At 71.9% G+C, this 26,499-nt stretch carries 21 protein-coding genes and 1 pseudogene; 13 read left to right on the top strand and 9 right to left on the bottom strand.

Going from position 1 to position 26,499, the window contains the following annotated elements:
* Positions 1 to 32 precede the first annotated feature (32 nt).
* Complete coding sequence (locus FGW31_RS15665) at positions 33 to 1,232, top strand: MarP family serine protease (RefSeq protein ID WP_142194038.1); 1,200 nt, start codon at positions 33 to 35, stop codon at positions 1,230 to 1,232.
* A 164-nt stretch (positions 1,233 to 1,396) separates the two neighbouring features.
* On the opposite strand, the gene FGW31_RS35660 is transcribed toward FGW31_RS15665, so the two are convergent.
* The 6 genes from FGW31_RS35660 to FGW31_RS15635 form a co-directional block, all read right to left on the bottom strand.
* Positions 1,397 to 1,579 (bottom strand): hypothetical protein, encoded by a 183-nt coding sequence (locus FGW31_RS35660; protein WP_142194037.1) that lies wholly within the window; start codon positions 1,577 to 1,579, stop codon positions 1,397 to 1,399.
* Positions 1,580 to 1,717: 138 nt separating this feature from the next.
* A complete protein-coding gene (locus FGW31_RS15655) occupies positions 1,718 to 2,683 on the bottom strand; it encodes an alpha/beta fold hydrolase (protein WP_142194036.1) in 966 nt (321 codons plus the stop codon).
* On the bottom strand, positions 2,680 to 3,168 hold the full coding sequence (locus tag FGW31_RS15650) for a phage holin family protein (RefSeq protein ID WP_142194035.1): 489 nt from the start codon (positions 3,166 to 3,168) through the stop codon (positions 2,680 to 2,682). Before FGW31_RS15650 ends, FGW31_RS15655 begins: the two co-directional genes overlap by 4 nt.
* A gap of 151 nt (positions 3,169 to 3,319) precedes the next feature.
* A complete protein-coding gene (gene nhaA / locus FGW31_RS15645) occupies positions 3,320 to 4,756 on the bottom strand; it encodes a Na+/H+ antiporter NhaA (protein WP_142194034.1) in 1,437 nt (478 codons plus the stop codon).
* 268 nt (positions 4,757 to 5,024) lie between these two features.
* Positions 5,025 to 6,980, bottom strand: coding sequence for an acetate--CoA ligase (acs, locus tag FGW31_RS15640; protein ID WP_142194033.1), 1,956 nt, complete (start codon positions 6,978 to 6,980; stop codon positions 5,025 to 5,027).
* 318 nt (positions 6,981 to 7,298) lie between these two features.
* On the bottom strand, positions 7,299 to 9,626 hold the full coding sequence (locus FGW31_RS15635) for a SulP family inorganic anion transporter (protein WP_142194032.1): 2,328 nt from the start codon (positions 9,624 to 9,626) through the stop codon (positions 7,299 to 7,301).
* A gap of 332 nt (positions 9,627 to 9,958) precedes the next feature.
* Between FGW31_RS15635 and FGW31_RS15630 the strand changes: the two genes are divergently transcribed.
* Positions 9,959 to 11,230 (top strand): polysaccharide deacetylase family protein, encoded by a 1,272-nt coding sequence (locus FGW31_RS15630; RefSeq protein WP_142194031.1) that lies wholly within the window; start codon positions 9,959 to 9,961, stop codon positions 11,228 to 11,230.
* A gap of 3 nt (positions 11,231 to 11,233) precedes the next feature.
* On the opposite strand, the gene FGW31_RS15625 is transcribed toward FGW31_RS15630, so the two are convergent.
* Positions 11,234 to 12,214 (bottom strand): ATP-binding protein, encoded by a 981-nt coding sequence (locus FGW31_RS15625; protein ID WP_142194030.1) that lies wholly within the window; start codon positions 12,212 to 12,214, stop codon positions 11,234 to 11,236.
* Positions 12,215 to 12,315: 101 nt separating this feature from the next.
* Between FGW31_RS15625 and FGW31_RS15620 the strand changes: the two genes are divergently transcribed.
* Positions 12,316 to 13,179, top strand: a complete 864-nt coding sequence (locus FGW31_RS15620; RefSeq protein ID WP_233452492.1) for a Fic family protein — start codon at positions 12,316 to 12,318, stop codon at positions 13,177 to 13,179.
* A 399-nt stretch (positions 13,180 to 13,578) separates the two neighbouring features.
* On the opposite strand, the gene FGW31_RS15615 is transcribed toward FGW31_RS15620, so the two are convergent.
* Positions 13,579 to 14,412 (bottom strand): HAD family hydrolase, encoded by an 834-nt coding sequence (locus FGW31_RS15615; protein WP_142194029.1) that lies wholly within the window; start codon positions 14,410 to 14,412, stop codon positions 13,579 to 13,581.
* A 582-nt stretch (positions 14,413 to 14,994) separates the two neighbouring features.
* Between FGW31_RS15615 and ssd the strand changes: the two genes are divergently transcribed.
* From ssd to FGW31_RS15580, 7 genes and pseudogenes are all read left to right on the top strand, one after another.
* On the top strand, positions 14,995 to 16,101 hold the full coding sequence (gene ssd / locus FGW31_RS15610; RefSeq protein ID WP_142194028.1) for a septum site-determining protein Ssd: 1,107 nt from the start codon (positions 14,995 to 14,997) through the stop codon (positions 16,099 to 16,101).
* Positions 16,098 to 17,306, top strand: coding sequence for a TadA family conjugal transfer-associated ATPase (locus FGW31_RS15605; RefSeq protein WP_142194027.1), 1,209 nt, complete (start codon positions 16,098 to 16,100; stop codon positions 17,304 to 17,306). The genes ssd and FGW31_RS15605 overlap by 4 nt, the downstream gene beginning before the upstream one ends.
* Before the next feature lie 20 nt (positions 17,307 to 17,326).
* Positions 17,327 to 18,187: a type II secretion system F family protein gene (locus FGW31_RS15600; protein WP_142194173.1), complete on the top strand. Its 861-nt coding sequence runs from the start codon at positions 17,327 to 17,329 to the stop codon at positions 18,185 to 18,187.
* Positions 18,184 to 18,972, top strand: coding sequence for a type II secretion system F family protein (locus tag FGW31_RS15595; RefSeq protein WP_142194026.1), 789 nt, complete (start codon positions 18,184 to 18,186; stop codon positions 18,970 to 18,972). Before FGW31_RS15600 ends, FGW31_RS15595 begins: the two co-directional genes overlap by 4 nt.
* Positions 18,973 to 19,227: 255 nt before the next feature.
* Entirely contained in the window at positions 19,228 to 19,437 is a 210-nt protein-coding gene (locus tag FGW31_RS15590; protein ID WP_142194172.1) for a DUF4244 domain-containing protein, read from the top strand.
* Positions 19,424 to 19,789: a TadE family type IV pilus minor pilin gene (locus FGW31_RS15585; protein WP_142194025.1), complete on the top strand. Its 366-nt coding sequence runs from the start codon at positions 19,424 to 19,426 to the stop codon at positions 19,787 to 19,789. Before FGW31_RS15590 ends, FGW31_RS15585 begins: the two co-directional genes overlap by 14 nt.
* Before the next feature lie 56 nt (positions 19,790 to 19,845).
* Positions 19,846 to 20,229, top strand: a pseudogene (locus FGW31_RS15580) (Rv3654c family TadE-like protein); the annotation flags it as partial.
* On the opposite strand, the gene FGW31_RS15575 reads toward FGW31_RS15580, so the two are convergent.
* On the bottom strand, positions 20,180 to 22,807 hold the full coding sequence (locus tag FGW31_RS15575) for a DEAD/DEAH box helicase (protein ID WP_233452491.1): 2,628 nt from the start codon (positions 22,805 to 22,807) through the stop codon (positions 20,180 to 20,182). The pseudogene FGW31_RS15580 and the gene FGW31_RS15575 overlap by 50 nt on opposite strands.
* Before the next feature lie 79 nt (positions 22,808 to 22,886).
* On the opposite strand from FGW31_RS15575, the gene bldG reads away from it, so the two are divergent.
* From bldG to FGW31_RS15560, 3 genes are all read left to right on the top strand, one after another.
* Positions 22,887 to 23,228: an anti-sigma factor antagonist BldG gene (bldG, locus tag FGW31_RS15570; protein ID WP_006132569.1), complete on the top strand. Its 342-nt coding sequence runs from the start codon at positions 22,887 to 22,889 to the stop codon at positions 23,226 to 23,228.
* A 119-nt stretch (positions 23,229 to 23,347) separates the two neighbouring features.
* Positions 23,348 to 23,785, top strand: coding sequence for an ATP-binding protein (locus FGW31_RS15565; protein ID WP_142194024.1), 438 nt, complete (start codon positions 23,348 to 23,350; stop codon positions 23,783 to 23,785).
* Positions 23,786 to 24,105: 320 nt separating this feature from the next.
* A partial coding sequence (locus FGW31_RS15560; RefSeq protein ID WP_142194023.1) for a sodium-translocating pyrophosphatase occupies positions 24,106 to 26,499 on the top strand: 2,394 nt, incomplete at its 3' end.

Raw genomic sequence — 26,499 nt, 5'->3', positions numbered from 1 at the left:
GTGCTGGGTAGGACGAGGCGAGGCGTGAAGCGGTGAACGTGCTGGACATCCTGTTGCTGGTCGCCGCCGTGTGGTTCGCCGTCGTCGGCTACCGCCAGGGCTTCGTCGTCGGCATCCTGTCGGTCATCGGCTTCCTGGGCGGCGGTCTCGCCGCCGTCTACACGCTGCCCGTCATCTGGGACGCGCTGACGGACGGCGCCGAGGTCAGCACCACGGCCGCCGTCGTCGCGGTCGTCGTCGTCATCGTCTGCGCCTCCGTCGGCCAGGCCCTGACCACCCATCTGGGCAACAAGCTGCGCCGGTACATCACCTGGTCCCCGGCCCGCGCGCTGGACGCGACGGGCGGAGCGCTCGTCAACGTCGTCGCGATGCTCCTGGTCGCCTGGCTGATCGGCTCGGCCCTCGCCGGAACGACACTGCCGACGCTCGGCAAGGAGGTCCGCAGCTCCAAGGTGCTGCTCGGGGTGTCCCGGGCGCTGCCCGAGCGGGCCGACACCTGGTTCGCCGACTTCTCCTCCGTCCTCGCGCAGAACGGCTTCCCGCAGGTCTTCAGCCCGTTCTCCAACGAGCCGATCACCGACGTCCGGCCGCCGGACCCGGCGCTGGCGGGCAGCCCCGTCGCCGTCCGGGCGCAGCGTTCCATCGTCAAGGTGATGGGCACCGCGCCGAGCTGCGGCAAGGTCCTGGAGGGCACCGGCTTCGTCTTCGCCGACCGCCGCGTCATGACCAACGCCCACGTCGTCGGCGGCGTCGACGAACCGACCGTGCAGATAGGCGGCGAGGGCAGGAAGTACGACGCCACGGTCGTCCTCTACGACTGGCGGCGCGACATCGCCGTCCTCGACGTGCCCGATCTCACGGCGCCCGCCCTGCGGTTCACGAGCGAGGACGCGAGCAGCGGAGACAGCGCGATCGTCGCCGGCTTCCCGGAGAACGGCGCGTACGACGTGCGCGCCGCGCGGCTGCGCGGACGCATCACGGCCAACGGCCCCGACATCTACCACCGGGGCACGGTCCGCCGTGACGTGTACTCCCTGTACGCGACGGTCCGTCAGGGCAACTCCGGCGGCCCGCTGCTCACGCCCGAGGGCGAGGTCTACGGCGTGGTGTTCGCCAAGTCGCTCGACGACGCCGAGACCGGGTACGCGCTCACCGCGGACGAAATCCAGGAGGACATCGCCAAGGGCCGCAGCGCGAACCAGCAGGTGGACAGCGACAGCTGCGCGCTCTAGCAGCGACGCGTCCCGCCCCGCCTCGGTGCGGGAGCCGGCCGGCGTGTACGGCGGCAGCCGTGCCGGAGTACGGAACGGCAGCCGTGCCGGTGTGTGAGCCAGGAGCCGTGTCAGCCTGTGGGAGGCGGGCGGTGCCGTCGGACCGGAGGGTGCCGTACGGGCCGTCAGCCGCGCGGATGGCGCAGGCGGACGGAGACCCAGCGCGCCCGGCGACGGAGGATGCGCGGAATTCCCACCCGGGGATCCGAAGCCGCCATCTGTGGTGCACCGCCTCGCTGATGGGATCCCGCACCGCTCGCCGAGCGGCGATTGCGGCTTGCGTCACTGTAGTCGTGCGTCCAGCCCATACCCCGACGTGTGCCCCTGCCCCATGGTCGATAACCGCCTCAGGGGCCTCCAATTGGCCTATGCGTCAGGCAATTGGCGTTCGTCGGACAAGCGTTCAGGTGCGTGGGTCAGAAGAGGTACGGGAAGTGTTCGACCGGTTACCGATCCGGTTCCGGATCCTTCAGCCAGTTGATCAGTTCCGTGGAGAAAGCGACCGGGTCCTCCTCGTGCGGGAAGTGCCCGAGCCCGTCGAACAGCCGCCAGCGGTAGGGCGCTTCGACGTACTGGCCGGAGCCCGCGGCGCTGCGCGTGCGGATCACCGGATCCAGTGAGCCGTGCAGATGGAGCGTCGGCACCCGCACCGGCCGTTTCATCCGGCGGTTGAACTGGATGCCGTCCGGGCGGGCCAGGGAGCGCACCATCCAGCGGTACGGCTCGATCGAGCAGTGCGCCGTGGACGGGATGCACATGGCCCGCCGGTAGTTCTCCAGCGCCTTGTCGTCCGGCAGCCGGGGACCGGACCAGTCCTGGATGAGCTTGCCCACCAGCGCCCCGTCGTCCGCGGTGAGCCGGCGCTCCGGGATCCAGGGCCGCTGGAACCCCCAGATGTGCGACAGGGCCGCGGACTGCCGGGCATCGGCCAGCATCGCCGCCCGCCAGCGCCGCGGATGCGGCATGGACGCCACCGCCAGCCGCCGGACGAGCTTCGGGCGCATCGCCGCCGCCGTCCACGCCAGGTATCCGCCCAGGTCGTGCCCGACCAGCGCGGCGTCCGGCTCGCCGAGGGAGCGCACCACGCCGGTGATGTCCAGCGCGAGGTTGGCCGGGTCGTAACCGCGCGGCGTGCGGTCGCTGCCGCCGACGCCCCGCAGGTCCATGGCGACGGCCCGGAAACCGGCGTCGGCGAGCGCCGTCAGCTGGTGCCGCCAGGTCCACCAGAACTGCGGGAAGCCGTGCAGCAGCAGCACCAGCGGCCCGTCGCCCAGCTCCGCGATGTGGAAGCGGGCACCGTTGGCGGCGACGTCCCGGTGCGTCACCGCGGCATCACCGGGGATGTCGAGGCGTACGGCCGAAGCGGGTTGTGCCGCGGGGGATTGCCCCGGAGGGATGGAGGAGCCCGTCATGAGGACGAGCGTGCCACAGCCTCGATGCCCTGGGGGACCCGGTCCTCGGGCAGTTCGGGACGCGGGTGCGGCTTGGCGTTCTGCAGCACGCCCGCGGTCTCCTTCATCGACGCCGCGACCTTCTGCGGTCCCCGGCCCTTCTTCGCCTTCTTCGCGAAGACGATGCCGATCAACGCGAGGAACAGCGCGATCAGCACGTTCGCCGCGAAGGACAGCAGGAAGCAGATCGCGAGGTTCCAGTCGCTCCAGGTGCGGATGCCGTAGGCGAGGGCGAAGTTCAGCATCGGCAGGGAGAACAGCAGCAGCACTCCGGCCGCCAGGAACGCGCCGCCGCTGGTCGCGCCCCGCTTCACGTCACGCTTGAGCTGCGCCTTCGCCAGCGCGATCTCGTCGTGCACCAGCGCCGACATGTCCGCCGTCGCCGAGGCGAACAGCTGGCCGATACTGCGTTCGGCGCCGACCGGGCTGCCGTCGGGTGCGCTCATCGCGGTCTCCCTCTTTCGCGTACGTCCTGCGTACGTCTTTGTGCCTGCGCGTACGGTTCAGTCTGCCGTCTGACGGTCCGTGTCCGACCGCATGCCTCCGACGGGTCGTGTCCGACCGCCGGTGCCCAGTCTTTTGTACCGTCTCGTCAGATCATGCCGGACCGTCGTGGTCCTCGCCTGCCCCGCCCGCCACGTCGGCAAGCGCGTCCCGCTCGGCGGCCTTCTCCCGGGCGATCCTCCGGTGCTCGGCGGCCTTCCGCTCGTGCACCACCGCCATGCGCAGGTGGTACTCCGGGTCGTCCTGCTCGTAGACGTCCGGGACCCGGTTGTTGTCCTCGTCGCGCTCCTCCTCCTCGGTGAGCCTGCGGTACTTGGCGTTCCGGATCTTCAGCAGCACCGTCGCCAGGGCCGTGGCGATCAGCGAGCCGGCCAGGACGGCGGCCTTGACGCTGTCCGTCATCGCCGCGTCGCCCTCGAAGGCGAGTTCCCCGATGAGCAGCGAGACGGTGAAACCGATCCCGGCGAGGGTGGCCACCGCGAACACGTCCGCCCACTCCAGATCGTCGCTGAGCGAGGCCCGGGTGAAACGCGCCGTCAGCCAGGTGCCGCCGAAGATGCCGAGCGTCTTGCCGGCGACGAGCCCGAGCACCACGCCCAGCGTCTCCGGCTGGGTGAACACGTCAGCCAGCGCGCTGCCGGAGACCGTCACACCGGCGCTGAACAGGGCGAACAGCGGGACCGCGAGGCCCGCCGAGAGCGGCCGCACGAGGTGTTCGATGTGCTCGCCGGGGGAGTGCTCCTCGCCGTCGCGGCGGTGGCAGCGCAGCATCAGGCCCATGGCCACACCGGCGATGGTGGCGTGGATGCCGCTGTTGTACATCAGGCCCCAGACGACCAGCGCCAGCGGAACGTACACGTACCAGCCGCGTACACCCTTGCGCAGCAGCAGCCAGAAGACGGCCAGGCCCGCGACCGCGCCGCCGAGCGCCGCGAAGTTCAGGCTGTCGGTGAAGAAGACCGCGATGATCAGGATGGCGAACAGGTCGTCGACGACGGCCAGGGTGAGCAGGAAGGCGCGCAGCGCGCTCGGCAGGGAGGTGCCGATGACGGCGAGCACGGCGAGCGCGAAGGCGATGTCGGTGGCGGTGGGCACGGCCCAGCCCGCCAGGGAGCCGCCGCCCGCGCCGCTGGTGAGCGTGTAGACCAGGGCCGGTGCGGCCATGCCGCACAGGGCGGCGACGACCGGGAGCGCGGCGGCTCTGGGGTCGCGCAGATCACCGGCGACGAGCTCGCGCTTGAGCTCGATACCGGCGACGAAGAAGAAGACCGCGAGCAGTCCGTCGGCGGCCCAGTGCGCCACGGACAGGTTCAGCCCGAGGGCCTCGGGACCGAAGTGGAGGTGGCTGACGCTCTCGTAGCTGTCGTGCAGGGCCGGTACGTTCGCCCAGACCAGTGCGGTGACGGCGGCGACGAGCAGCAGGACGCCGCCGACGGTCTCGGTGCGCAGGGCATCCGCCACGTAGGTGCGCTCGGGCAGGGAGAGACGCCCGAAGGCCTTGCGGGGGGTGGGGGTGCGGGGCGCGGTCACGGGGGAGTCCTCTGGTCGACGGGCAGCACGAATCGCGTGCCGACCAGACTTCCCGGCGCTCCATGAGACTGCAGATGTGTCTTTAGCTTACCTAACGTGCTTCGAGGCGCGCATCAGCAGCAACCGCGCGCACGGTCCCCCTTCTCGCGGCACAAGGACGCTCCGGACCACGGCCCCGCCGGCGGTACGGGCACCGACGGCCGTGCGCCCCTACCGGCCTCGGTGTACGGGGCATCCGGCGCGCGCCTGCGCCGGATGCCCCACCTGCTCAGTCCTCGCTGGGGGCCTGCGGCAGCTTGGCCTGGATCAGGTCCATCACCGTGGAGTCGGTGAGCGTGGTGACGTCACCGAGCTGACGGTTCTCCGCGACGTCCCGCAGCAGACGCCGCATGATCTTGCCGGAGCGGGTCTTCGGCAGCTCGGCCACCGGCAGGATCCGCTTGGGCTTGGCGATCGGGCCCAGCGTGGCGCCCACGTGGTTGCGCAGCTCGCCGACCAGGTCCTCGCTCTCGGCCGCCGTACCGCGCAGGATCACGAAGGCGACGATGGCCTGGCCGGTGGTCTCGTCCGCCGCGCCGACCACGGCCGCCTCGGCGACCGAGGGGTGCGAGACCAGCGCGGACTCGACCTCGGTGGTGGAGATGTTGTGCCCGGAGACGAGCATCACGTCGTCGACCCGGCCCAGCAGCCAGATGTCGCCGTCGTCGTCCTTCTTGGCACCGTCACCGGCGAAGTACTTGCCCTCGAACCGCGACCAGTAGGTGTCGATGAACCGCTGGTCGTCACCCCAGATGGTGCGCAGCATCGACGGCCACGGCTCGGTGAGCACCAGGTAGCCACCGCCGCCGTTCGGCACCTCGTTGGCCTCGTCGTCGACGACCGTGGCGGAGATGCCGGGCAGCGGGGTCTGGGCGGAGCCCGGCTTGGCGGCGGTCACGCCCGGCAGCGGCGAGATCATGATGCCGCCGGTCTCCGTCTGCCACCAGGTGTCGACCACCGGGGTGCGGTCGGCGCCGATGTTCTTGCGGTACCAGATCCACGCCTCGGGGTTGATCGGCTCACCGACGGAGCCCAGCACCCGCAGCGAGGACAGGTCGAACTTCGCGGGGATGTCGTCGCCCCACTTCATGAACGTCCGGATCGCGGTGGGCGCCGTGTAGAGGATCGTCACCCCGTACTTCTGCACGATCTCCCAGAAGCGGCCCTGGTGCGGGGTGTCCGGCGTGCCCTCGTACATGACCTGGGTGGCGCCGTTGGCGAGCGGGCCGTACACGATGTACGAGTGGCCGGTGACCCAGCCGACGTCGGCCGTGCACCAGTAGACGTCCGTCTCCGGCTTGAGGTCGAAGACCGCCCAGTGCGTGTACGACGTCTGGGTCAGGTAGCCGCCGGAGGTGTGCAGGATGCCCTTGGGCTTACCCGTCGTGCCCGACGTGTACAGGATGAACAGCGGGTGCTCGGCATCGAACGCCTCCGGGGTGTGCTCGGCGCTCTGCCGCTCGACCACGTCGTGCCACCACACGTCGCGGCCCTCGGTCCAGGCGACGTCCTGGCCGGTGCGCCGGACCACGAGGACGTGCTCGACGTTCTCCACGCGTGCGACCGCGTCGTCCACGGCCGGCTTGAGCGCGGAAGGCTTGCCACGCCGGTAGCCGCCGTCGGCGGTGATGACGACACGCGCGTCGGCGTCCTGGATGCGGGTCGCGAGCGCGTCCGCGGAGAAGCCGCCGAAGACGACCGAGTGCGCGGCACCGATGCGGGCGCAGGCCAGCATCGCGATCGCCGTCTCGGGGATCATCGGCATGTAGACGGCGACCCGGTCGCCCTTCTGTACGCCCAGTTCCAGCAGGGCGTTGGCGGCCTTGGAGACCTCGTCCTTGAGCTGGGCGTAGGTGAGGGAGCGGCTGTCGCCCGGCTCGCCCTCGAAGTGGATGGCGACCCGGTCGCCGTGCCCGGCCTCCACGTGCCGGTCCACGCAGTTGTAGGCGACGTTGAGCTCGCCGTCCTTGAACCACTTGGCGAACGGCGGGTTCGACCAGTCGAGGGTCTCGGTGGGCTCCTTGGCCCAGGTCAGCCGGCGGGCCTGCTCGGCCCAGAAGCCGAGCCTGTCAGCCTTGGCCTGTTCATACGCCTCCGCCGTGACGTTGGCGTTCGCGGCCAGGTCGGCGGGGGGCGTGAAGCGACGCTCCTCCTTCAGAAGGTTGGCCAGGCTTTCATTGCTCACGGCATCTGCCTTTCCCAGGGTGTCCGTTGTGTCCCAGGCCACAGCTCATCAGACCCGGGGGTGCGCTGACAAGGGCCGACAGGGAATTGGTTTAGACCTGTTGGGGGTCGGTGGTGCGAGGTCCGATCCGCGGTGTGTGGTGCGGGTCCGGCTCGGGCGGTGCGGTGTCGGGGCGGGTGTCGGGGCGGGGTGCCGACGGCCGAGGATCCCCCGGCCGTCGGTCCGCTGACCTGTCGGTCCGTCGGTCACCCCTTCCCACGGGCCCCGGCGCAAGCCGGTTCAAGGTGTGTAACGCCTCTCACACCCGGACGCGTCACCTCACATCGCCAGGTCCATGGCCCGCACCCGCTCGAACACCTGTTCCCCGTCCCGCTCGGTGAGGAGGTACGCCTGGGCCTCACCCACGTGGAAGTACAGCCCGTGCAGCTCCAGCGTCCCTTCCCTCAGGGCCCGGGCCACCGACTCGTGGGCGCGCAGGTGCTCCAACTGCTGCACCACGTTCGCCAGGCAGAGCCGTTCGGCGGCGTCGGTGGGCGCCCGCCCGGCCAGCCGCGGTGGCTCTCCGCCCGGACCGCCCACGCGCTCCAGGCTCGGCCGCGCGTGCTGCAGCCACCGTCTCAGCGGCGTACGGGCGCCGTCCGGGTGGGAGTCGAGCAGCGCCTGCATCGCACCGCACCCCGAGTGGCCGCACACCGTGATCGACCGCACCGCCAGCACCTCCACCGCGTACTCGATGGCGGCCGCCACCGAGTCGTCGCCGCTCTCCGCGCCGGGCGGCGGCACGAGGTTGCCGACATTGCGCACCACGAACAGGTCCCCCGGACCACTCGACGTGATCATGGAGGTGACCACGCGCGAGTCGGCGCAGGTCAGGAACAACTGCCCGGGGCGCTGTCCCTCGCGGGCCAGCCGGGCCAGCTCGGCACGCACCAGGGGCGCGGTGTTGCGCTGGAAGGTGCTGATGCCGCGCATCAGTTCCTGGGGGCGTTCGCACTGGTGGTTGCGCCAGGCCGTCCAGGGCCGGCAGCGGCAGTCGGCCTCGGAGGTGCCGGTCTCCTCGGGCCTCTCCGCCGGGTGCCCGGAGGCGAGGGCCGCGGGTTCGGCGATGCGGACCCCGGCACGGCGGCCGGTGATCTCGACGGTGCCGCCCCGCGCGGTGTGGGTGCTCTGCCAGTCGTGCAGCGTCTCGTACGCCGCGTGGTCCATGAAGGACCCGTCCAGTGCCACGACGACGTCGGCGCTCTGGGGCACGAGGTGCAGGGCCCGGCTGAGCCGTGGCACCGCGAGGAACGTCAACTGCCCTCGTACGTGTACGTGATGGACCCCTTCCTGCTCGTCGTGGGTGATACGGGTGCGGGTGAGCCGGTGCAGGGCGACGCCGACGGCCACGGCGATGCCCAGTGCCACGCCCTCCAGGACGCCGAAGGTCACGACGCCGAGGGTGGTCACGGCGTAGACCAGGACTTCGCGGTGGCGGGTCACCGTGCGGATGTGGTTCAGGGACACCATCTGGATGCCGACGGCCATCACCAGGGCGGCGAGTGCGGCGAGCGGGATCAGCTCCAGGAGCGGCACCAGCAGGAGCGCGGCGATCACTACGAGAACGCCGTGCAGCATCGTGGAGTTCCGGCTGACGGCTCCCGCGTGGACGTTCGCGGAGCTGCGGACCGCGACCCCGGCCACGGGCAGCCCGCCGAGCGAGCCGGAGACGATGTTGGCCGCGCCCTGGCCGAGCAGTTCGCGGTCCAGGTCGGAGCGGGAGACCTGGGCGGGACCGGGGCGGGCGGACGCCAGCTTGTCCACGGCCACCGCGCCGAGCAGCGACTGCACGCTGCACACCAGCGTCGTGGTGAGCACGGCGGCGGCGAGGCCGAGCACGGGCCCTTCGGGCAGTCCGGCCAGGGCGTGGTTGCGCCAGGACGGCAGGTCCACCTTGGGCAGGACGAGGCCGGCCGCGGCGGCCGCGGCGGTGGCTCCGGCGACGGCGACGAGAGCGGCCGGGACCATCCGGCAGACGCGCCCGAGGCGGCCGGGCACCCGGGGCCAGAGCAGCAGCAGTGCCAGCGTCAGCACGCTCACCGACAGGGCCGCGGGGTGCAGCTGGGCCAACTGGGCGGGCAGCGCACGGAGGTTGTCGGGCACGGAGCTCTGCGGGGTGCCGCCGAGGACGATGTGCAGCTGGGCGACGGCGATGGTGACGCCGATGCCGGCGAGCATGCCGTGCACGATCGCGGGGCTGACGGCGAGGGCGCCGCGCGCCACCCGCAGACAGCCCAGGCCGAGCTGGGCGAGTCCGGCCAGGACGGTGATGGCGCAGGTCGTCCGCCAGCCGTAGTGCTGGATGAGGTCGGCGGTGACGACGGTGAGTCCGGCGGCCGGGCCGCTGACCTGGAGCGGCGAGCCGCCGATCCGTCCGGCGACCAGTCCGCCCACGGCGGCCGCGACCAGCCCGGCCTGCAGTGGTGCGCCGGTGGCGAGGGCGATGCCGAGGGACAGGGGAAGGGCGATCAGGAAGACCGCGATCGAGGCCGACACATCGGCGCCCGCGATGCGGAAGCGCCGACGGCCGGGCGGCGGGCTGTGGGGCGGGTGGGCGCGCTCGGTGTGGTCCGAGTCGGCGGCGCGGGCGGGTACGCAGGCTGACATGGTCTCCCGTCTCCTCCGGGTCTGGGCGGTCGCGGAACTGGTGGGCCCCGTTCGACGACGGGGCGGTCGCGGCCGTGGGGGCACGGCCCCAAAACGGCGGGTAGATCACTGTGAGTAAATGAATCGTAATTGAGAGTAAAGGACTGGCATAGACTTTCCGGGCAAATGGAGGAAGCAATCACCTGTGAGGGTGAACTAGCCATTTCGTCGGCTTGTCGTATTAGTTCCTTCTTCGTTCCGTGCGACTTTGACGGCGCTGTCGGCGTGGGCCGGCACAGCACCAGACAGCGCCCTCATCGAGCTCGGCCCGAGAGAAGGAAGAAGGTGGGCGGATGGCCGCCACCCACAGGATCGCCACGGGCAGCGTCATCGCCGCGGTCTGCGTCGCCTCGCTCGCCGGCTGCGGGACCGGCGGCGACGGCACCGGCGAGCAGGAACGGGACCAGAGGAAGGCCGAACCGGCCCCCGCGCCGAAGAACGTGGTCCGGCTGATCGGCGACGGCTCCACCGCGTACACCGGGGCGCAGCCGCACCTGCCCCGCCCCGAGCGGCTGAAGCCCGGCGAGAAGCCGCCGCAGTTCGTGGTCTTCTCCTGGGACGGAGCGGGCGAGGACGGCCAGAAGCTGTTCTCCCACTTCCGCAAGCTCGCCAAGGAGAACAACGCGACCATGACGTACTTCCTGAGCGGCGTGTACCTCCTCCCGGAGGAGAAGCGGGACCTCTACCACCCGCCCCAGCACTCCCCGGGCCGCTCGGACATCGGCTTCAACGACCGGCAGGGCATCGCCGACACCGTGAAGCAGTTGCGCCTGGCCTGGCTGGAGGGCAACGAGATCGGCACCCACTTCAACGGCCACTTCTGCGGCAGCGGCGGCGGCGTCGGTGAATGGTCGGTGGCGGACTGGAAGGACGAGATCTCCCAGGCCAAGCAGTTCGTGAGGACCTGGAAGACCAACACCGGCATGAGGAACTCGGCCCCGCTGCCCTTCGACTACGACAAGGAGCTCATCGGCGCCCGCACCCCCTGCCTGGAGGGGCAGAAGAACTTCGTGAAGGCAGCACGCGACCTGGGCTTCCGCTACGACACCAGCGGCGTCGGCAACCAGGTCTGGCCGAAGAAGAAGCACGGGCTGTGGGCCCTGCCGCTGCAGCTCGTGCCCTTCCCCGGGCACTCCTTCGAACAGCTCACCATGGACTACAACTTCATGGTCAACCAGTCCGGCACCACCACCCAGGGCGACCCCGCCAAGCACGAACTGTGGGGCGACCAGATGCGCGACGGACTCCTCCAGGGCTTCGAGCGCGCCTACGAGGGCAACCGCGCGCCCCTGATCATCGGCAACCACTTCGAGTCCTGGAACGGCGGCACCTACATGCGGGCCGTCGAGGAGGTCGTCGAGACGGTGTGCAACAAGTCCGACGTGCGCTGTGTCTCCTTCCGGCAACTCGTGGACTGGCTGGACGCCCAGGACCCGGCGACCCTGAGGAAACTGCGCGCGCTCAAGGTGGGCCAGGCCCCGAAGCAGGGCTGGAAGGCCTACCTGTCCGGCGAGCCGGCCCCGGCCCCCAAGGGGGTCCCCGGAGCTCCCGCGGCGCGGCGGTGAGCCTCAGACGGACGCCGTGACCTGACCGCCGAGCACGAAACCGGGGTCGACCTGGGCCGCCAGGTCGGTCCCGGTGCGCTCGTTGCCCCAGGACTGGGCGTTCTTGAGGTGGAAGTGCACCATCTGGCGGGTGTAGCGCTCCCGGTCTCGCAGCGCGTACGCGGCGTCCGCGGCCGTGTGCAGCCGGCGCAGGGCGTCCCGGTTGGGCTCCTCCAGGAGTGCGAACCGGGGCGGCCGGCCCTTCTCCATGGCCCGGACCCAGTCCGAGTGCCCCACCGTCACCAGCAGGTCCTCCCCGACCTCCGCGCACAGGAAGTCGAGGTCGTCCGGGCCCTGCACCTTGTTGCCGACGACCTTCAGGGCGACGCCGAAGTCGCGGGCGTACTCCTTGTACTGGCGGTAGACGGAAACCCCCTTCCGGGTCGGCTCGGCCACGAGGAACGTGAGGTCGAAGCGGGTGAACAGGCCGGAGGCGAAGGAGTCCGAGCCGGCCGTCATGTCGACCACGACGTACTCGCCGGGGCCGTCCACCAGGTGGTTGAGGCACAGCTCCACCGCTCCGGTCTTGGAGTGGTAGCAGGTGACCCCCACGTCGGCGTCGGTGAAGGGGCCGGTGACCATCAAACGGACGGCCCCGCCGTCGAGTTCCACCGGCCGGGCGCAGGCGTCGTAGACCGGGTTGTCCTCGCACACCCGCATCAACCGGGAGCCCTCACCGGGCGGTGTCGTCTTGATCATCGTGTCGGCCGACGCGATGCGTGGATTGGTGCCGCGCAGGTAGTCCTTGATGAGCGGCAGGTGCTCGCCCATCGCGGGCAGGGCGGCCGCCTCGGTCTCGTCCAGCCCCAGCGCGGCCCCGAGGTGCTGGTTGATGTCGGCGTCCACGGCGACGACCGGGGCGCCCCCGGCCGCGAGATGCCGGATGAAGAGGGAGGACAGGGTCGTCTTCCCGCTGCCGCCCTTCCCCACGAAAGCAATTCTCATGGTCGCGAAGCGTAACGGGTCGATAGCTGTAGGTGGCAGGCGGGCGTGAGGAAGACCACTCCATCGTGGAGCGCGGGACCGGGATGCGTAGTGTCGTACCCATGAGTACGACTGGCGCGAACGCCGATCCCTCCCCGGGCTCCCGGAACGGCTCGAGCAGCGGGGATCCCCTGGCGGCCCTGGGCTCGCTGCCCGGCGTGGCCGACTCCGTGGAGTCCGTGCGCAAGGCGGTGGACCGGGTCTACGGGCACCGGGTCATGCGCAGGCGCAGCAACGAGGTCACCTCGGAGGCCGCGCTGCGCGGCGCCCGCGGCTCGGCGGCGCTGTCCGGCGCGGACTGGGCCCTGGAGGAGGTGCGCCGGCGGAGCGACTTCAGCGGTGACCCGCAGGCGCGCACCATGGGTGCGGCCCTGCGGCTGACCTCGGAGGCGGGTCAACTGCTGTCCATCTGGCGGCAGTCTCCCCTGAGGGTGCTGGCCCGGCTGCACCTGGTCGCCGCCGCCGACAAGGCCGAGCAGGTCGGGCGGCCCCGTCAGGACGGCGAGCCGGTCGACGAGCCCTCGATCGGGCTGCCGCTGCCGAGTGCCGCGGAGGCGCACGGCCGGCTGGAGGGGCTGTCCGAACTGGTCATCGCCGGCGGTTCCGCCCCGGCGCTGGTGACGGCCGCCGTCGTGCACGGCGAACTGCTCGCGCTGCGCCCCTTCACCTCCCACAACGGCCTGGTCGCCCGCACGGCCGAGCGCATCGTCCTGATCGGCAGCGGGCTCGACCCGAAGTCGGTCTGTCCTGCCGAGGTCGGGCACGCGGAGCTGGGACGGGACGCCTATCTCGCGGCGCTGGAAGGTTATGTGTCCGGCACTCCCGAGGGCGTGGCCGCCTGGATCGCGCACTGCGGGCGCGCGGTCGAGCTGGGGGCGCGTGAATCGACGGCGGTCTGCGAGGCGCTTCAGCGCGGGGCGGCTTAAAGGGTTCCGGAAGCTGCACCAAGGGCTCGAACAGAGATGCGGCGGTACGAGTACTCGTACCGCCGCTGGCATGTCCACCGGGTTACCAGGCGTCCTCGATATATGCCCATCAGGTCGGGAACTTCGCCCGTCACCTGGTGCGGCTGGCCCGTAATCGACGGGTCGACGTCGCGTGGGTGCGCGGTGTTCATGCTCGGTCCGTGGGGCCAATTGCGTTGTGAAGGAGATCCTCTCGGATGTCCTTGGTCTCGCGGGCCGTCAAGTCCTTTGTACTCCGGGTTCGAAGTAAGCGGAAGTCCTGGTTCTGCTTCTTTACTTTTGCGTTCAAGGATTTTGAGGGAACGGCTCAGAAAAGGCGCGGGGTGCCCGGCCCTTGCCGGCACCCCGCCGCGCGGCGGTTCAGGCCACGGTCGCGCGGCGCCGGCTGGCGTACCAGACGAGGCCCGCGGTGGCTGCCGCGGCTCCTATGGCGGCCGCCGCGACCAGGGCGGGGCGCGGCGGCACGGAGAACGCGGGGAGGCGCTGCTTGAGCCGTACCGGCCGGTGGAAGTCGAGGATGGGCCAGCCCCGCGCCAGGGCCTCGCGGCGCAGTGCGCGGTCGGGGTTCACGGCGTGCGGGTGGCCCACCGACTCCAGCATCGGCACATCGGTCACCGAATCGCTGTACGCGTAGCAACGGCCCAGGTCGTAGCCCTCGGACTCGGCCAGTTCCCTGATCGCCTCGGCCTTCGTCGGACCGTACGCGTAGTACTCCACCTCGCCGGTGAAGCAGCCGTCGTCACCGACCACCATGCGGGTGGCCACGACCCGGTCGGCGCCGAGCAGTTCGCCGATCGGCTCGACCACCTCGGCGCCCGAGGTGGACACGATCACGACGTCGCGCCCCGCGGTGTGGTGCTGCTCGATGAGGGTGGCGGCCTCGTCGTAGATGATCGGGTCGATCAGGTCGTGCAGCGTCTCGGCGACGATCTCCTTGACCTGCTGGACGTTCCAGCCGCGGCACAAGGCGGAGAGGTACTTGCGCATCCGCTCCATCTGGTCGTGGTCCGCGCCACCGGCCAGGAACACGAACTGGGCATAGGCGGTTCGCAGGACGGCCCGGCGGTTGATCAGGCCGCCTTGGTAGAACGACTTGCTGAACGTGAGCGTGCTCGACTTCGCAATGACCGTCTTGTCCAGGTCAAAGAAGGCAGCTGTGCGGGGCAACGAGTGGTTTTCCACGCCCTTGAGCATAGGCGCAGCCCATTCGGCGTAAGGTGGGGCGCGTGGGTTTGCCTGAGAAGGCTCTCGGGTACACCATGGAAGTCACGGATCGTTCGCGACCGTGCTAACCCGGTCCGACTCCTCCCCCCCCGAGTCGGCCGTGGGGACGACCCCCGCTCTCCCCCCCGGCGGGGGTCGTCGCATGTCCGGACGCGTTTTCTCTCCCCTCTTCACGGCTGGAACGCCGTCGCGGCATCCATGTGGCGGCGACTTGTTGTGTACATGGCTGGTTACCTTCGGTAGTCGTCGGACTGCTCTGCGGGTGTCGTACAGAGGGCAGGCGGAGCTCACCGGTATGGGTGACCGCGATATTCACAGCGGCCGACTCGTCCACAGTTATCCACCAAGATCCACAAGTTTTTCCGGATCGATGCACCGTGTTTCCGACGCGCCCCGATCGCCGCGAGTTCACGGTTGCTCGTGATTGTCGGGTGGTCGCGTATGGCCGGTTTCTGTCGGCCGTTCACTGGAAGGCCGTCTGCCGGTTCTTCCACGTCCGGGATTCGAAGGGCCGCAACGGCCCCGCGAGCGACACAACAAAGGGGGACGAACATGGCCGGAACCATCACGCACGATCCACAGCCCAGCACCGGAGGAGGCCGGCCGGGCGCACCACTGATCGTCACCGAGGACCCCGCGCTCCTCGACGACCTGCTGCGCCTGTGCGCGGCGGCCGGCGCCACACCGGAGGTCCGGCACGGGGCGCCGGAACCGAGAGGCAGCTGGGAGGCCGCACCGCTCGTCCTGGTCGGCGACGACGCCGCGCGGCGCGTGCGCGGGGCGGCGCGCCGGCCCGGGGTGGTGCTGGTCGGCCGCGACCAGGACGACTCCGGGGTCTGGCGCCGGGCCGTGGAGATCGGCGCCGACCACGTGCTGATGCTGCCGGACGGCGAGCAATGGCTGGTCGACCGCATCGCCGACGTGGCCGAGGGCGTCGGGCGGCCCGCCCTGACCGTCGGGGTCATCGGCGGCCGGGGCGGCGCCGGGGCCTCCACACTCGCCTGCGCGCTCGCCGTCACCTCCGCGCGGGAGGGACTGCGCACCCTTCTGGTCGACGCGGACCCGCTGGGCGGCGGGCTCGACGTGGCGCTCGGCGGCGAGACGGCCAAAGGACTGCGCTGGCCCGCGTTCGCGGCGTCCCGCGGTCGGGTCGGCGGCGGCGCCCTGGAGGAATCACTGCCGGAACTGCACTCGCTGCGGGTGCTCAGCTGGGACCGCGGCGACTGCCTCGCCGTACCGCCCCAGGCCGTACGCGCGGTGCTCGCCGCGGCCCGCCGCGGCGGCGGCACCGTCGTGGTCGACCTGCCGCGCCGCGTCGACGACGGGGTCGCCGAAGTCCTCGCCCAGCTCGACCTGGGGCTCCTCGTGGTCCCCGCCGAGCTGCGCGCCGTCGCGGCGGCCGGGCGCGTCGCCTCCGCCGTGCGCATGGTCCTGCGCGACCTGCGGGTGGCGGCACGCGGCCCGTACGCGCCCGGCCTGGACGACCGTGAGGTCGCCCGGCTGCTCGGGCTGCCCCTCGCCGGAGACGTCCCCGCCGAGCCCGCTCTGCAACGGCCGAACGAGGCGGCGCGACCACCAGGGGCGTCGGGCCGGGGACCGCTGGCCCGCTTCTGCAAGGAGTTCTGGGAGCGGGCGCTGGTGGAGGCGAGGACGGCATGACGAAACCTGCGACGACCGGGACGGGCACGCCTCCCGGGCTGCTCGACGGGGTGCGGCGGTGGCTGGCCGAGAGCGGGGCCGAGCCGACGCCCGCGCGGGTGGCACAGGCGCTGAGGGACCAGGGCCGGGTGCTCGGTGACGCCGAAGTGCTCGGGGCGGCCGAGCAGTTGCGGTCCGAACTGGTCGGCAGCGGGCCGCTGGAGAGGCTCCTGGCCGACGGCTCGGTGACCGACGTGCTGGTCTCGGCGCCGGACCGGGTCTGGGTGGACCGGGGCGGCGGACTGGAACTCACCGACATCGCCTTCCCGGACGAGACGGCCGTCCGGCGCCTGGCACAGCGGCTCGCCGCCGTGGCAGGACGCCGTCTGGACGACGCCCGCCCCTGGGCCGACGCGCGACTGCCCGACGGGACCCGGCTGCACGCGGTGCTGCCCCCGGTGGCGGTGGGCGGCACCTGCCTGTCCCTGCGGGTCGTCCGGCCACGAGCCTTCACGCTCGACGAACTGACGGCGGCCGGGACGGTGCCGCCGGGCGGCGACCGCGTGCTCCGGGCGCTGCTGGACGCGCGCCTGTCGTTCCTGGTCAGCGGAGGGACCGGCAGCGGCAAGACGACCCTGCTGAGCGCGCTGCTGGGGCTCGTTGGACCGGACGAACGCATCGTCCTGGCCGAGGACTCGGCGGAACTGCGGCCGGAACACCCGCACGTGGTACGGCTGGAGACCAGACCCGCCAACCAGGAGGGCGCGGGCCTCGTCACCCTCGAGGACCTCGTGCGGCAGGCACTGCGGATGCGGCCCGACCGGCTCGTGGTCGGCGAGGTGCGCGGCCCTGAGGTGGTGCACCTCCTGGCCGCCCTCAACACCGGCCACGAAGGCGGCTCGTGCACGGTCCACGCCAATGCCGCCGCCGATGTGCCGGCCCGGCTGGAGGCGCTCGGCACGGCCGCAGGACTCGATCGCCTCGCGCTGCACAGCCAGTTGGCGGCCGCCTTGTCGGTGGTGCTGCACCTGGTACGGGACCGCAGCGGGCGGCGGCGGATCGCGGAGGTGCACGTGCTGGAACGGGACCCGTCCGGGCTGGTGCGGACGGTACCGGCGCTGCGGTGGGGACCGGAGGCGTTCCTGCCCGAGCAGGGATGGCAGCGGCTGCGGCAGCTGCTGCGCGGCACGAACGGTGAACGACCGCGCGAAGGGACCGGGCGGTGAACGGGGCGACACAGATGTCGATGGGCGCGGCGACCGCCTGCCTCGGGGCCGCTGCCTGGCTGCTGGGCGGCGGCAGCGGCCGGTCCGGGGCCGGGCGGGCGAGGCTGCTGCTGGCCGGCGGTGGTTCGGCGGGGAGCGGGCCGGCGCCGGGATGGTCCCGCGTCATGGCCGCGTGGGGGCGGGTCCGGAGGCGGCTGCGACCCGAGTGGTCGTCGCCGGCCGTCGGCATGGTGCTGGCGGTGCTGGGCGCGTCGGTGCTCCCGGTCGTCGCGGGGGTGGTCGGGATGCCCGTGCTGCGCAGGGTGCGCCGGGCGGCGGCGGAGCGCCGGGCGCGGGAGCGGCGCGCCGACGCCGTGATTGCGCTGTGCACGGCCCTGGCCGGGGAGGTGCGGGCCGGGCGGCAGCCGGGTGAGGCGCTGCTGCCGGCCGCGCGGGACTCCGGTGGGCTCGGTGACATGCAGGCGGCGGTGCTGGCGGCGGCGCGGTTCGGCGGGGACGTCCCGGACGCCCTCACGGCGGCGGCCCGGCAACCGGGCGCCGAAGGACTGCGCGGGCTCGCCGCCTGCTGGCGGGTGGCGGTGGACCAGGGCGCCGGGCTCGCGGCCGGGGTCGACCGGCTCGAAGCGGCGCTGCGTGCCGAACGGGACCAGCGGGCCGACCTGCGCGCCCAGTTGGCCGGCGCCCGGGCCACGGCGGTCCTGCTCGCCGGGCTCCCGGTCGTGGGTCTGGCGCTCGGCGCGGCGCTCGGCGCCGACCCGCTGCACATCCTGCTGCACACGTCGTCGGGGCTGATCTGTCTGGCGGCCGGCGGAGTGCTGGAGGGCCTGGGCCTGTGGTGGGCGCTGCGGATCATGCGGACCGCCGAGGAGGTGACCGCGTGAGCGGGGACGTTGTCCACAGGCTGGGGGCGGTCGTGGGGACGGTGTCGGCACTCGCCTGGCTGGTGGGATGGTGCGACCGGACGCGGTGCGAACGCCGGGTGCGGCGGCGACTGACCGGGGCACTGGCACCGGCACGGACGACGACGACCGCCTCACCCCTCGCGCGGCTGAGCGTCGCGCGGAACGGGCTGCCGTACGCGGGCGTCGCGTGTGCCGGGTGGGTGCTGGTGGGCGGTCCCGCCGGAGTGGCGGTGGGACTGGCCGCCGCGGCCGGACTGTGGCGCATACGGCTCCGGCGACAGGCGGCCGGTTCCGGCGCGCGGGAGCCCGACACCACCGGGGCGGCGCGCCAACTGCCCCTCGCCGCCGATCTGCTGTCCGCCTGCATCGCGGCGGGCGCCGGTCCGGTACTGGCCGCGCAGGCCGTCGGAGAGACCCTGGGCGGACCCGTCGGGGACGCGCTGGCGCGCGGCGCGGCGGAGGTGCGGCTCGGCGGCGAACCGGCCGCTGCCTGGAACCGGTTGGGGGCGCTCCCCGGCGCCGCGCGGCTGGCACGGCTGCTGGAGCGGGCCGATGTGTCCGGGCTGCCCCTGGCCGCTCCGATGGCCCGGCTCGCCGCCGAGGCCCGGGCGGAGTGGGCCCGCGCGTCGACGGCACGTGCCCGGAAGGCGGCCGTCCTGGTCAGTGCGCCGGTGGGGCTGTGCTTCCTGCCCGCGTTCATCGCGGTGGGCGTGCTGCCCGTGGTGATCGGGCTCGCCGGCGGAGTGCTGGGAGGCGGTGGGTGACGCGACGGACCAGTGCGCCGACGCACCAACGCGGCCGGCTGACCGGCGGGCTGGCGGACCGACGCACTCGCGAACCCACGAACCAACGACCAACGCATCAACGAACTACCGACCCAACGAATTAACGAACTACCGACCCAACGAATTAACGAACTACCGAGCCGACGAGCCGGCGAACCAACGAACTGGCGAGCAAGCGAGCCGGCGAACCAACAAGAAAACCGGACAACAGGTCCTTTCCTCATGGGGGTTGAGATGTATCAGGCGGTACGGGCACGACTGCGTGCCCTGATGTGCAGGGCGCGTTCGGCACGGCGGGACGCCGGAATGGTGACGTCGGAGTACGCGATGGGCATCGTGGCGGCGGTGGCGTTCGCCGTGGTGCTCTACAAGGTGGTCACCAGCGGGCCGGTCAGCACGGCGCTGCGGAACATCGTGCAGCAGGCGCTCGATGGCCGGATGTGAGCGGCGCGCGGACCGCGGGTTCGTCACGGCGGAGTCGGCCCTGGTGCTGCCCGTCCTGGTGATGTTCGCGACGGCCCTGGTCTGGGGCCTGATGGTGGTGGCGGCGCAGATCCAGTGCGTGGACGCGGCCCGCACCGGCGCCCGTGCGGCAGCCCGCCAGGACCCGCCGGACGCGGTCGTCGAGGTGACCCGCGAGGCGGCACCGCGCGGCGCGCGGGTCACGGTGAACCGGGAGGCGGACCGGGTCCGGGTCGTCGTCGTGGCCCGGCCCCCGGTCCTGCACGGGCTGCCCTTCGAACTGCGGGAGGAGGCCGTAGCGGCGGCGGAGGAGACAGTGGGGGAGGCGGCGTGACCGGAGTGGTCCGCAGGCAGAGGCCGGTGGCGAGGCCGACGCGGGTGTGGAAACCGGTGCCGGCGCCGGGCGCCGGCCGGGCGCCCGGCCGCCGGTCGGACCGGGGATCCGCCACCGTGTGGAGCGTGGGCGCGATCGCCGTGCTGTGTGTCGTCTTCGGCGCCGTCGCGGCCCTCGGACACGCCGTGGTGGTCCGGCACCGCGCGGCCGGAGGCGCGGACCTCGCGGCGCTCGCGGCGGCGGACCACTGGGCGCGGGGCGGTACGGCGGCCTGCGCTCGGGCCGACCGGGTCGCCCGCGCGCAGGGCACCCGCCTCGTGCGGTGCGTGATCGTCGGGGAGGCGTCGGACGTGTCGGTGTCATCGGGCCGGGGGCCCTTCACGGTGGAGGTCAGGGCCCGGGCGGGCCCGGCCGGCCCGACGCAGCCTCCGCTCCCGCCGACGTACCTCCCGCCGACGTCTCGCCCGCCGACGTCCCTCCCGCCGACGTCTCGCCCACCGGCGTTCCTTCCGGCGGCGCCTCGTCCCGCACCGACTCCTCCACCGGCGCCTCCGCCACCGCCGCCTCCTCCTTCGGCGCCCCCTCCAGCAGCACCGTGAGCAGCCGGACCGCGCCCCGCTTGTGCAGAGGGTCATTGCCGTTGCCGCACTTGGGGGACTGGATGCAGGAGGGGCACCCGGCGTCGCACTCGCAGGAGGCGATCGCCTGACGGGTGGCGGTGAGCCAGGCCCGGGCGGTGTGGAAGGCGCGTTCCGCGAAGCCCGCCCCGCCGGGGTGGCCGTCGTAGACGAACACCGTGGGCAGCAGGGTGTCGGGATGCAGCGGGACCGAGACGCCGCCGATGTCCCAGCGGTCGCAGGTCGCGAAGAGCGGCAGCATGCCGATCGACGCGTGCTCGGCGGCGTGCAGGGCACCGCCGAGGATCTCCGGGTCGACGCGGGCCCGGTCCAGCTGGTCCTCGGTGACCGTCCACCACACCGCGCGGGTGCGCAGCGTACGAGGAGGGAGGTCGAGTTTCGTCTCACCGAGCACTTCGCCGGTGATGACGCGCCGCCGCAGGAAGGACACCACCTGGTTGGTGACCTCGACGGAGCCGAAGCACAGGCGGCCCTCGCCCCACGGGATCTCGGTGTCCGTCTCCAGGACGGAGATCGAGGTGGTGTCCCGGGCGACCGTCGTGTAGGTCGGTCTCGCCTGCTCGACCAGGGCGACGGAGTCCTCCAGGTCGAGGGAGCGGACGAGATAGGTGAGCCCCTGGTGCAGGTGCACAGCGCCCTCGTGGACGCTCGTGTGCGCGGCGCCGGCGTCGACCGTGCCGAGCAGCCTGCCCGTGCCGGCCTCGACGACCTGCACCGGCCGGCCGCCCCCGCCCCGGATGTCGGCCAGGTCGGCTGCCCGCTCCCGCCGCGTCCAGTGCCAGGCCTTCGTCCGGCGGCGCAGCAGCTTCGCGGCCTCCAGCTGCGGAAGGAGTTCCTCGGTGGTCGGGCCGAAGAGGGCCAGGTCCTCCTCGGTCAGGGGCAGTTCCTCGGCGGCCGCGCACAGGTGCGGGGCGAGCACGTAGGGGTTGTCGGGGTCGAGGACGGTGGACTCCACCGGCTGGTCGAACAGCGCCTCGGGATGGTGGACGAGGAACGTGTCCAGCGGGTCGTCGCGGGCGACCAGGACGGCGAGGGCGCCCTGCCCGGACCGTCCCGCGCGGCCGGCCTGCTGCCACAGGGAGGCGCGGGTGCCCGGATAGCCGGCGATCACCACGGCGTCCAGGCCGGAGATGTCCACACCGAGTTCCAGGGCGTTCGTCGCCGCGAGGCCGAGGAGTTCGCCGGAGTGCAGGGCGCGTTCGAGGGCACGGCGCTCCTCGGGGAGGTAACCGCCCCGGTACGCGGCGACGCGCCGGGCCAGCGAGCGGTCCACCTCGGCCAGGCGCTCCTGGGCGATCACGGAGATCAGCTCGGCGCCGCGCCGGGACCGTACGAAGGTGACCGAGCGGACGCCCTGCACCGTGAGGTCGGTCAGCAGGTCAGCGGCCTCGGCGGTGGCCGTGCGGCGGACCGGTGCGCCCCGCTCGCCGTGCAGCTCGGTGAGGGGCGGCTCCCACAGGGCGAACACCAGTTCACCGCGGGGTGAGGCGTCGTCCGCGACCTCGACGACCGGCAGGCCGGTCAGGCGGCGGGCGGCGACCGCCGGCTCGGCGGCGGTCGCGGACGCCAGCAGGAACACCGGCGAGGCGCCGTAGCGGGCGCACAGGCGGCGCAGCCGGCGCAGCACCTGGGCGACGTGCGAGCCGAACACGCCCCGGTAGGTGTGGCACTCGTCGATGACGACGTACTTCAGCGACTTCAGGAAGGAGGACCAGCGGGCGTGGGAGGGCAGGATGCCCCGGTGGAGCATGTCCGGGTTGGTCAGGACGTAGTTGGCGTACTGGCGGATCCACTCGCGCTCCTCGAACGGAGTGTCGCCGTCGTAGACCGCCGCGCGCACCGAATGGCCCAGTGGTTGTGAAAGTTCCTTCACGGACCGGCACTGGTCCGCTGCGAGCGCCTTGGTGGGGGCGAGGTAGAGCGCCGTCGCGCCGCGGCCGTTCGGGGCCTCGGCACCGTCCAGGAGGGTGGAGAGGACCGGCGTGAGGTACGCCAGGGACTTTCCGGAGGCGGTGCCGGTGGCGACCACGACGGAATCGCCGTCCAGCGCGTGCTCGGCGGCGCGTGCCTGGTGGGCCCACGGGTGCTCGATTCCCGCGGCCCGGACGGCGGCGACGACCTCCGCGCGGATCCGGTCCGGCCAGACGGCATGGCGACCGGCGCGCGGGGGCAAGTGCTCCGTATGAGTAACGCGCGAAGCCCGGCTCGGTCCGGACGCGAGCCGGTCCAGGACCGTGCCCGGCAGGGTCCTGGACGGCGTGTCCGCCGGGGGTCGATCGGATCGGTGATTCTTGGCCATCGGCACCGAGTGTGTCACTGGCGTGACGGACAATGGGGCCAAGGCGTCGTGCACGCCTGCCGGTAAGTGATTGAATGCCATCGCGGCTGGCGAACCGTCCCGGGGGCTGAGCCGAGATGCCCCAAGGGCGACCGCTCGATAGCTAGGTGCTGGAGGATCCGTGGACCTGTCCCTGTCGACCGAGACCGTGGGCGATCGCACGATCGTCAGGGTCGGTGGCGAAATCGACGTATATACCGCGCCCAAGCTGCGCGAGCAGCTGGTCGAGCTGGTGAACGACGGCAGTTTCCACCTTGTCGTCGACATGGAAGGCGTGGACTTCCTCGACTCCACCGGTCTCGGCGTGCTGGTCGGCGGCCTGAAGCGGGTACGAGCCCACGAGGGCTCGCTGCGCCTGGTCTGCAACCAGGAGCGCATTCTCAAGATCTTCCGCATCACCGGCCTCACCAAGGTGTTCCCGATCCACACCTCGGTCGAGGAAGCGGTGGCGGCCACCGACTGACCGTCCCCGTCCCGGGGCCGCTGCGTCCGGGACGGAGAAGCGAAACCGGAGGAGGGCCGGGCTGTTGGTGGCCCGGCCTCTTCACAGCACGCCCGTGCCCGTAGTTGCGAGGGGGATGCATGGCCACCGTTGAACTCCGCTTCAGCGCGCTGCCCGAGCATGTCAGGACCGCCCGACTGGTGGCGGCGGCGGTGGCGCGCAGGGCCGGAGTGGACGAGGCCGTCCTCGACGAGGTCAGGCTGGCCGTCGGCGAGGCGTGCAGCCGGGCCGTGGGACTGCATCAGAACGGCGGCATCTCGGCACCCGTGAAGGTGCTGCTGATCGAGGAGGAGAAGCAGTTCTCCATCGAGGTCGGCGACGAGGCGCCCCACGCGGCCCCCGGCGGGCGCGTGCCCGGTGACGGGCCCGCCGAAGCCGACGCGGAGACCGAGGAGGACGAGATGGGCCTCGCGGTCATCAGCGGCCTCGTCGACGACGTCGAGGTCAGCGCAGGGGAGCACGGCGGATCGATCCGCATGAGGTGGCCCACCACGCCGCCGGCCACCCTCCTCGCCTGACCCGTTCACCCGGACGGCGACTGTTCCACCGAAGGGCCCCCTCGTGGGGCCCTTCGCCATGTGCGGGTGTCGGTGCCCCCGCTTACAGTGGTCTCGAGCGGTTGATCGCGTGAATTCCTTCACGACCGACCGTGCCCTCCACAATGCGATCAGGTAAATGCTCCAAAGGCATTAGCTATTCGTGCTCGCCGATAGTGCGGCGATCATTGACGGCGAGTGCGTGCGGGTCATTCGTATTTCCCGTGCCCTGTTTTGATCAGGTTCCGGTACCTACAATTCCGTCCACATCGTGAGCTCAGCCCAAGCGTCAAGGAGGACGAATGGCGGAGCTTTCCATCCCCTACGAGTCGGGCCGATCCACCTCCCTCGCAGCCGCCGTGCTGACCGACGACAACCGCCTGCTCGTGGTGGTCATCGGCGTCGTGGCGCTGGCGGCTCTGGTGCTCGCGGGCGTCCTGGTGCGCCAGGTACTCGCGGCCGGCGAGGGCACCGACAGCATGAAGAAGATCGCGGCAGCGGTCCAGGAAGGCGCGAACGCCTATCTGGCCCGTCAGTTGCGCACCCTCGGTGTATTCGCCGTGGTCGTGTTCTTCCTGCTCATGCTGCTGCCCGCGGACGACTGGAATCAGCGTGCCGGACGTTCGGTGTTCTTCTTGATCGGAGCGGCGTTCTCGGCGGCCACCGGCTATATCGGTATGTGGCTCGCCGTGCGCAGTAATGTGCGGGTCGCCGCGGCGGCGCGCGAAGCCACTCCGGCTCCCGGTGAGCCGGAAAAGGATCTCACCGCCGTTTCGCACAGAGCGATGAAGATCGCTTTCCGTACGGGCGGCGTCGTCGGCATGTTCACCGTGGGCCTCGGCCTGCTCGGCGCCTCCTGCGTGGTGCTGGTGTACGCGGCGGACGCGCCGAAGGTGCTCGAGGGGTTCGGTCTCGGGGCCGCGCTGATCGCGATGTTCATGCGGGTCGGCGGCGGCATCTTCACCAAGGCCGCCGACGTCGGCGCCGACCTGGTCGGCAAGGTCGAGCAGGGCATTCCGGAGGACGATCCGCGCAATGCCGCGACCATCGCCGACAACGTGGGCGACAACGTCGGCGACTGCGCGGGCATGGCGGCCGACCTCTTCGAGTCGTACGCGGTGACCCTGGTGGCCGCGCTGATCCTCGGCTCGGCGGCGTTCGGCGACGCCGGGCTCGCCTTCCCGCTGCTGGTCCCGGCGATCGGCGTGCTCACCGCGATGGTCGGCATCTTCGCGGTGGCGCCCCGGCGCGCCGACCGCAGCGGCATGAGCGCCATCAACCGGGGCTTCTTCGTCTCCGCGGTGATCTCGCTCCTCCTGGTCGCGGTCGCCGTGTTCGTGTACCTGCCGTCGTCGTACGCCGGCCTCGACGGCGTCACCGACGCGGCGATCCGGGGCAAGGACGGCGACCCGCGGATCTTCGCCCTCGTGGCGGTGGCCATCGGCATCGTGCTGGCCGCGCTGATCCAGCAGCTCACCGGCTACTTCACCGAGACCACCCGGCGTCCCGTGCGGGACATCGGCAGGACCTCGCTGACCGGACCGGCCACCGTCGTCCTCTCCGGCGTCTCCATCGGCCTGGAATCCGCCGTCTACACCGCCCTGTTGATCGGACTCGGCGTGTACGGGGCGTTCCTGCTCGGCGGTACGTCGATCATGCTGGCGCTGTTCGCGGTGGCGCTGGCCGGCACCGGACTGCTCACCACGGTCGGTGTGATCGTCGCCATGGACACCTTCGGCCCGGTCTCCGACAACGCGCAGGGCATCGCCGAGATGTCCGGCGACGTCCAGGGCGCGGGCGCCCAGGTGCTCACCAACCTGGACGCGGTCGGCAACACCACCAAGGCCATCACCAAGGGCATCGCGATCGCCACGGCCGTACTCGCGGCGGCGGCGCTGTTCGGCTCGTACCGGGACGCCATCACCACCGGCGCGCGGGACGTGGGCGAGCGGCTCAGCGGCGAGGGCGCGCCGATGAGCCTGATGATGGACATCTCCCAGCCCAACAACCTCGTCGGTCTCATCGCGGGCGCGGCGGTCGTCTTCCTGTTCTCGGGGCTGGCGATCAACGCGGTGTCGCGGTCGGCGGGTTCGGTGGTCTTCGAGGTGCGGCGGCAGTTCCGGGAGAAGCCCGGGATCATGGACTACAGCGAGAAACCGGAGTACGGCAAGGTCGTCGACATCTGCACCAAGGACGCCCTGCGTGAGCTCGCCACGCCCGGTCTGCTCGCCGTGATGGCGCCCATCTTCATCGGGTTCACGCTCGGCGTCGGCGCCCTGGGCGCCTTCCTCGCGGGCGCGATCGGCGCGGGCACGCTGATGGCGGTGTTCCTCGCCAACTCCGGTGGAGCCTGGGACAACGCGAAGAAACTCGTCGAGGACGGCCACCACGGCGGCAAGGGCAGCGAGGCGCATGCGGCCACCGTCATCGGCGACACCGTCGGCGACCCCTTCAAGGACACCGCCGGTCCCGCGATCAACCCCCTGTTGAAGGTGATGAACCTGGTGGCGCTGCTCATCGCGCCCGCGGTCATCAGGTTCTCCTACGGCGCGGACGAGAGCGTCGGCATGCGTGTGGTCGTCGCGGTCCTGGCGCTGCTCGTGATCGTCGGCGCCGTGTACGTGTCGAAGCGGCGCGGCATCGCCATGGGCGACGAGGGCAATGCCGAGCCGGAGTCCAAGTCGGCCGATCCGGCG

The organism is Streptomyces calvus, from assembly GCF_006782915.1.
In the GTDB taxonomy this organism is placed as follows: Bacteria; Actinomycetota; Actinomycetes; order Streptomycetales; family Streptomycetaceae; genus Streptomyces; species Streptomyces calvus.
This window is presented reverse-complemented; position numbering and strand designations above follow the sequence as displayed.

What these genes read in the sequence shown, in the direction of transcription:
- FGW31_RS35660 (WP_142194037.1), bottom strand. Translation starts at nt 1,579, where the DNA reads ATGGGCTGGACGCACGACTACAGTGACGCAAGCCGCAATCGCCGCTCG.
- FGW31_RS15655 (WP_142194036.1), bottom strand. Translation starts at nt 2,683, where the DNA reads ATGACGGGCTCCTCCATCCCTCCGGGGCAATCCCCCGCGGCACAACCC.
- FGW31_RS15650 (WP_142194035.1), bottom strand. Translation starts at nt 3,168, where the DNA reads ATGAGCGCACCCGACGGCAGCCCGGTCGGCGCCGAACGCAGTATCGGC.
- FGW31_RS15635 (WP_142194032.1), bottom strand. Translation starts at nt 9,626, where the DNA reads ATGTCAGCCTGCGTACCCGCCCGCGCCGCCGACTCGGACCACACCGAG.
- FGW31_RS15630 (WP_142194031.1), top strand. Translation starts at nt 9,959, where the DNA reads ATGGCCGCCACCCACAGGATCGCCACGGGCAGCGTCATCGCCGCGGTC.
- FGW31_RS15625 (WP_142194030.1), bottom strand. Translation starts at nt 12,214, where the DNA reads ATGAGAATTGCTTTCGTGGGGAAGGGCGGCAGCGGGAAGACGACCCTG.
- FGW31_RS15620 (WP_233452492.1), top strand. Translation starts at nt 12,316, where the DNA reads ATGAGTACGACTGGCGCGAACGCCGATCCCTCCCCGGGCTCCCGGAAC.
- FGW31_RS15615 (WP_142194029.1), bottom strand. Translation starts at nt 14,412, where the DNA reads ATGCTCAAGGGCGTGGAAAACCACTCGTTGCCCCGCACAGCTGCCTTC.
- ssd (WP_142194028.1), top strand. Translation starts at nt 14,995, where the DNA reads ATGGCCGGAACCATCACGCACGATCCACAGCCCAGCACCGGAGGAGGC.
- FGW31_RS15605 (WP_142194027.1), top strand. Translation starts at nt 16,098, where the DNA reads ATGACGAAACCTGCGACGACCGGGACGGGCACGCCTCCCGGGCTGCTC.
- FGW31_RS15600 (WP_142194173.1), top strand. Translation starts at nt 17,327, where the DNA reads ATGGGCGCGGCGACCGCCTGCCTCGGGGCCGCTGCCTGGCTGCTGGGC.
- FGW31_RS15590 (WP_142194172.1), top strand. Translation starts at nt 19,228, where the DNA reads ATGTATCAGGCGGTACGGGCACGACTGCGTGCCCTGATGTGCAGGGCG.
- FGW31_RS15585 (WP_142194025.1), top strand. Translation starts at nt 19,424, where the DNA reads ATGGCCGGATGTGAGCGGCGCGCGGACCGCGGGTTCGTCACGGCGGAG.
- FGW31_RS15575 (WP_233452491.1), bottom strand. Translation starts at nt 22,807, where the DNA reads ATGGCATTCAATCACTTACCGGCAGGCGTGCACGACGCCTTGGCCCCA.
- FGW31_RS15565 (WP_142194024.1), top strand. Translation starts at nt 23,348, where the DNA reads ATGGCCACCGTTGAACTCCGCTTCAGCGCGCTGCCCGAGCATGTCAGG.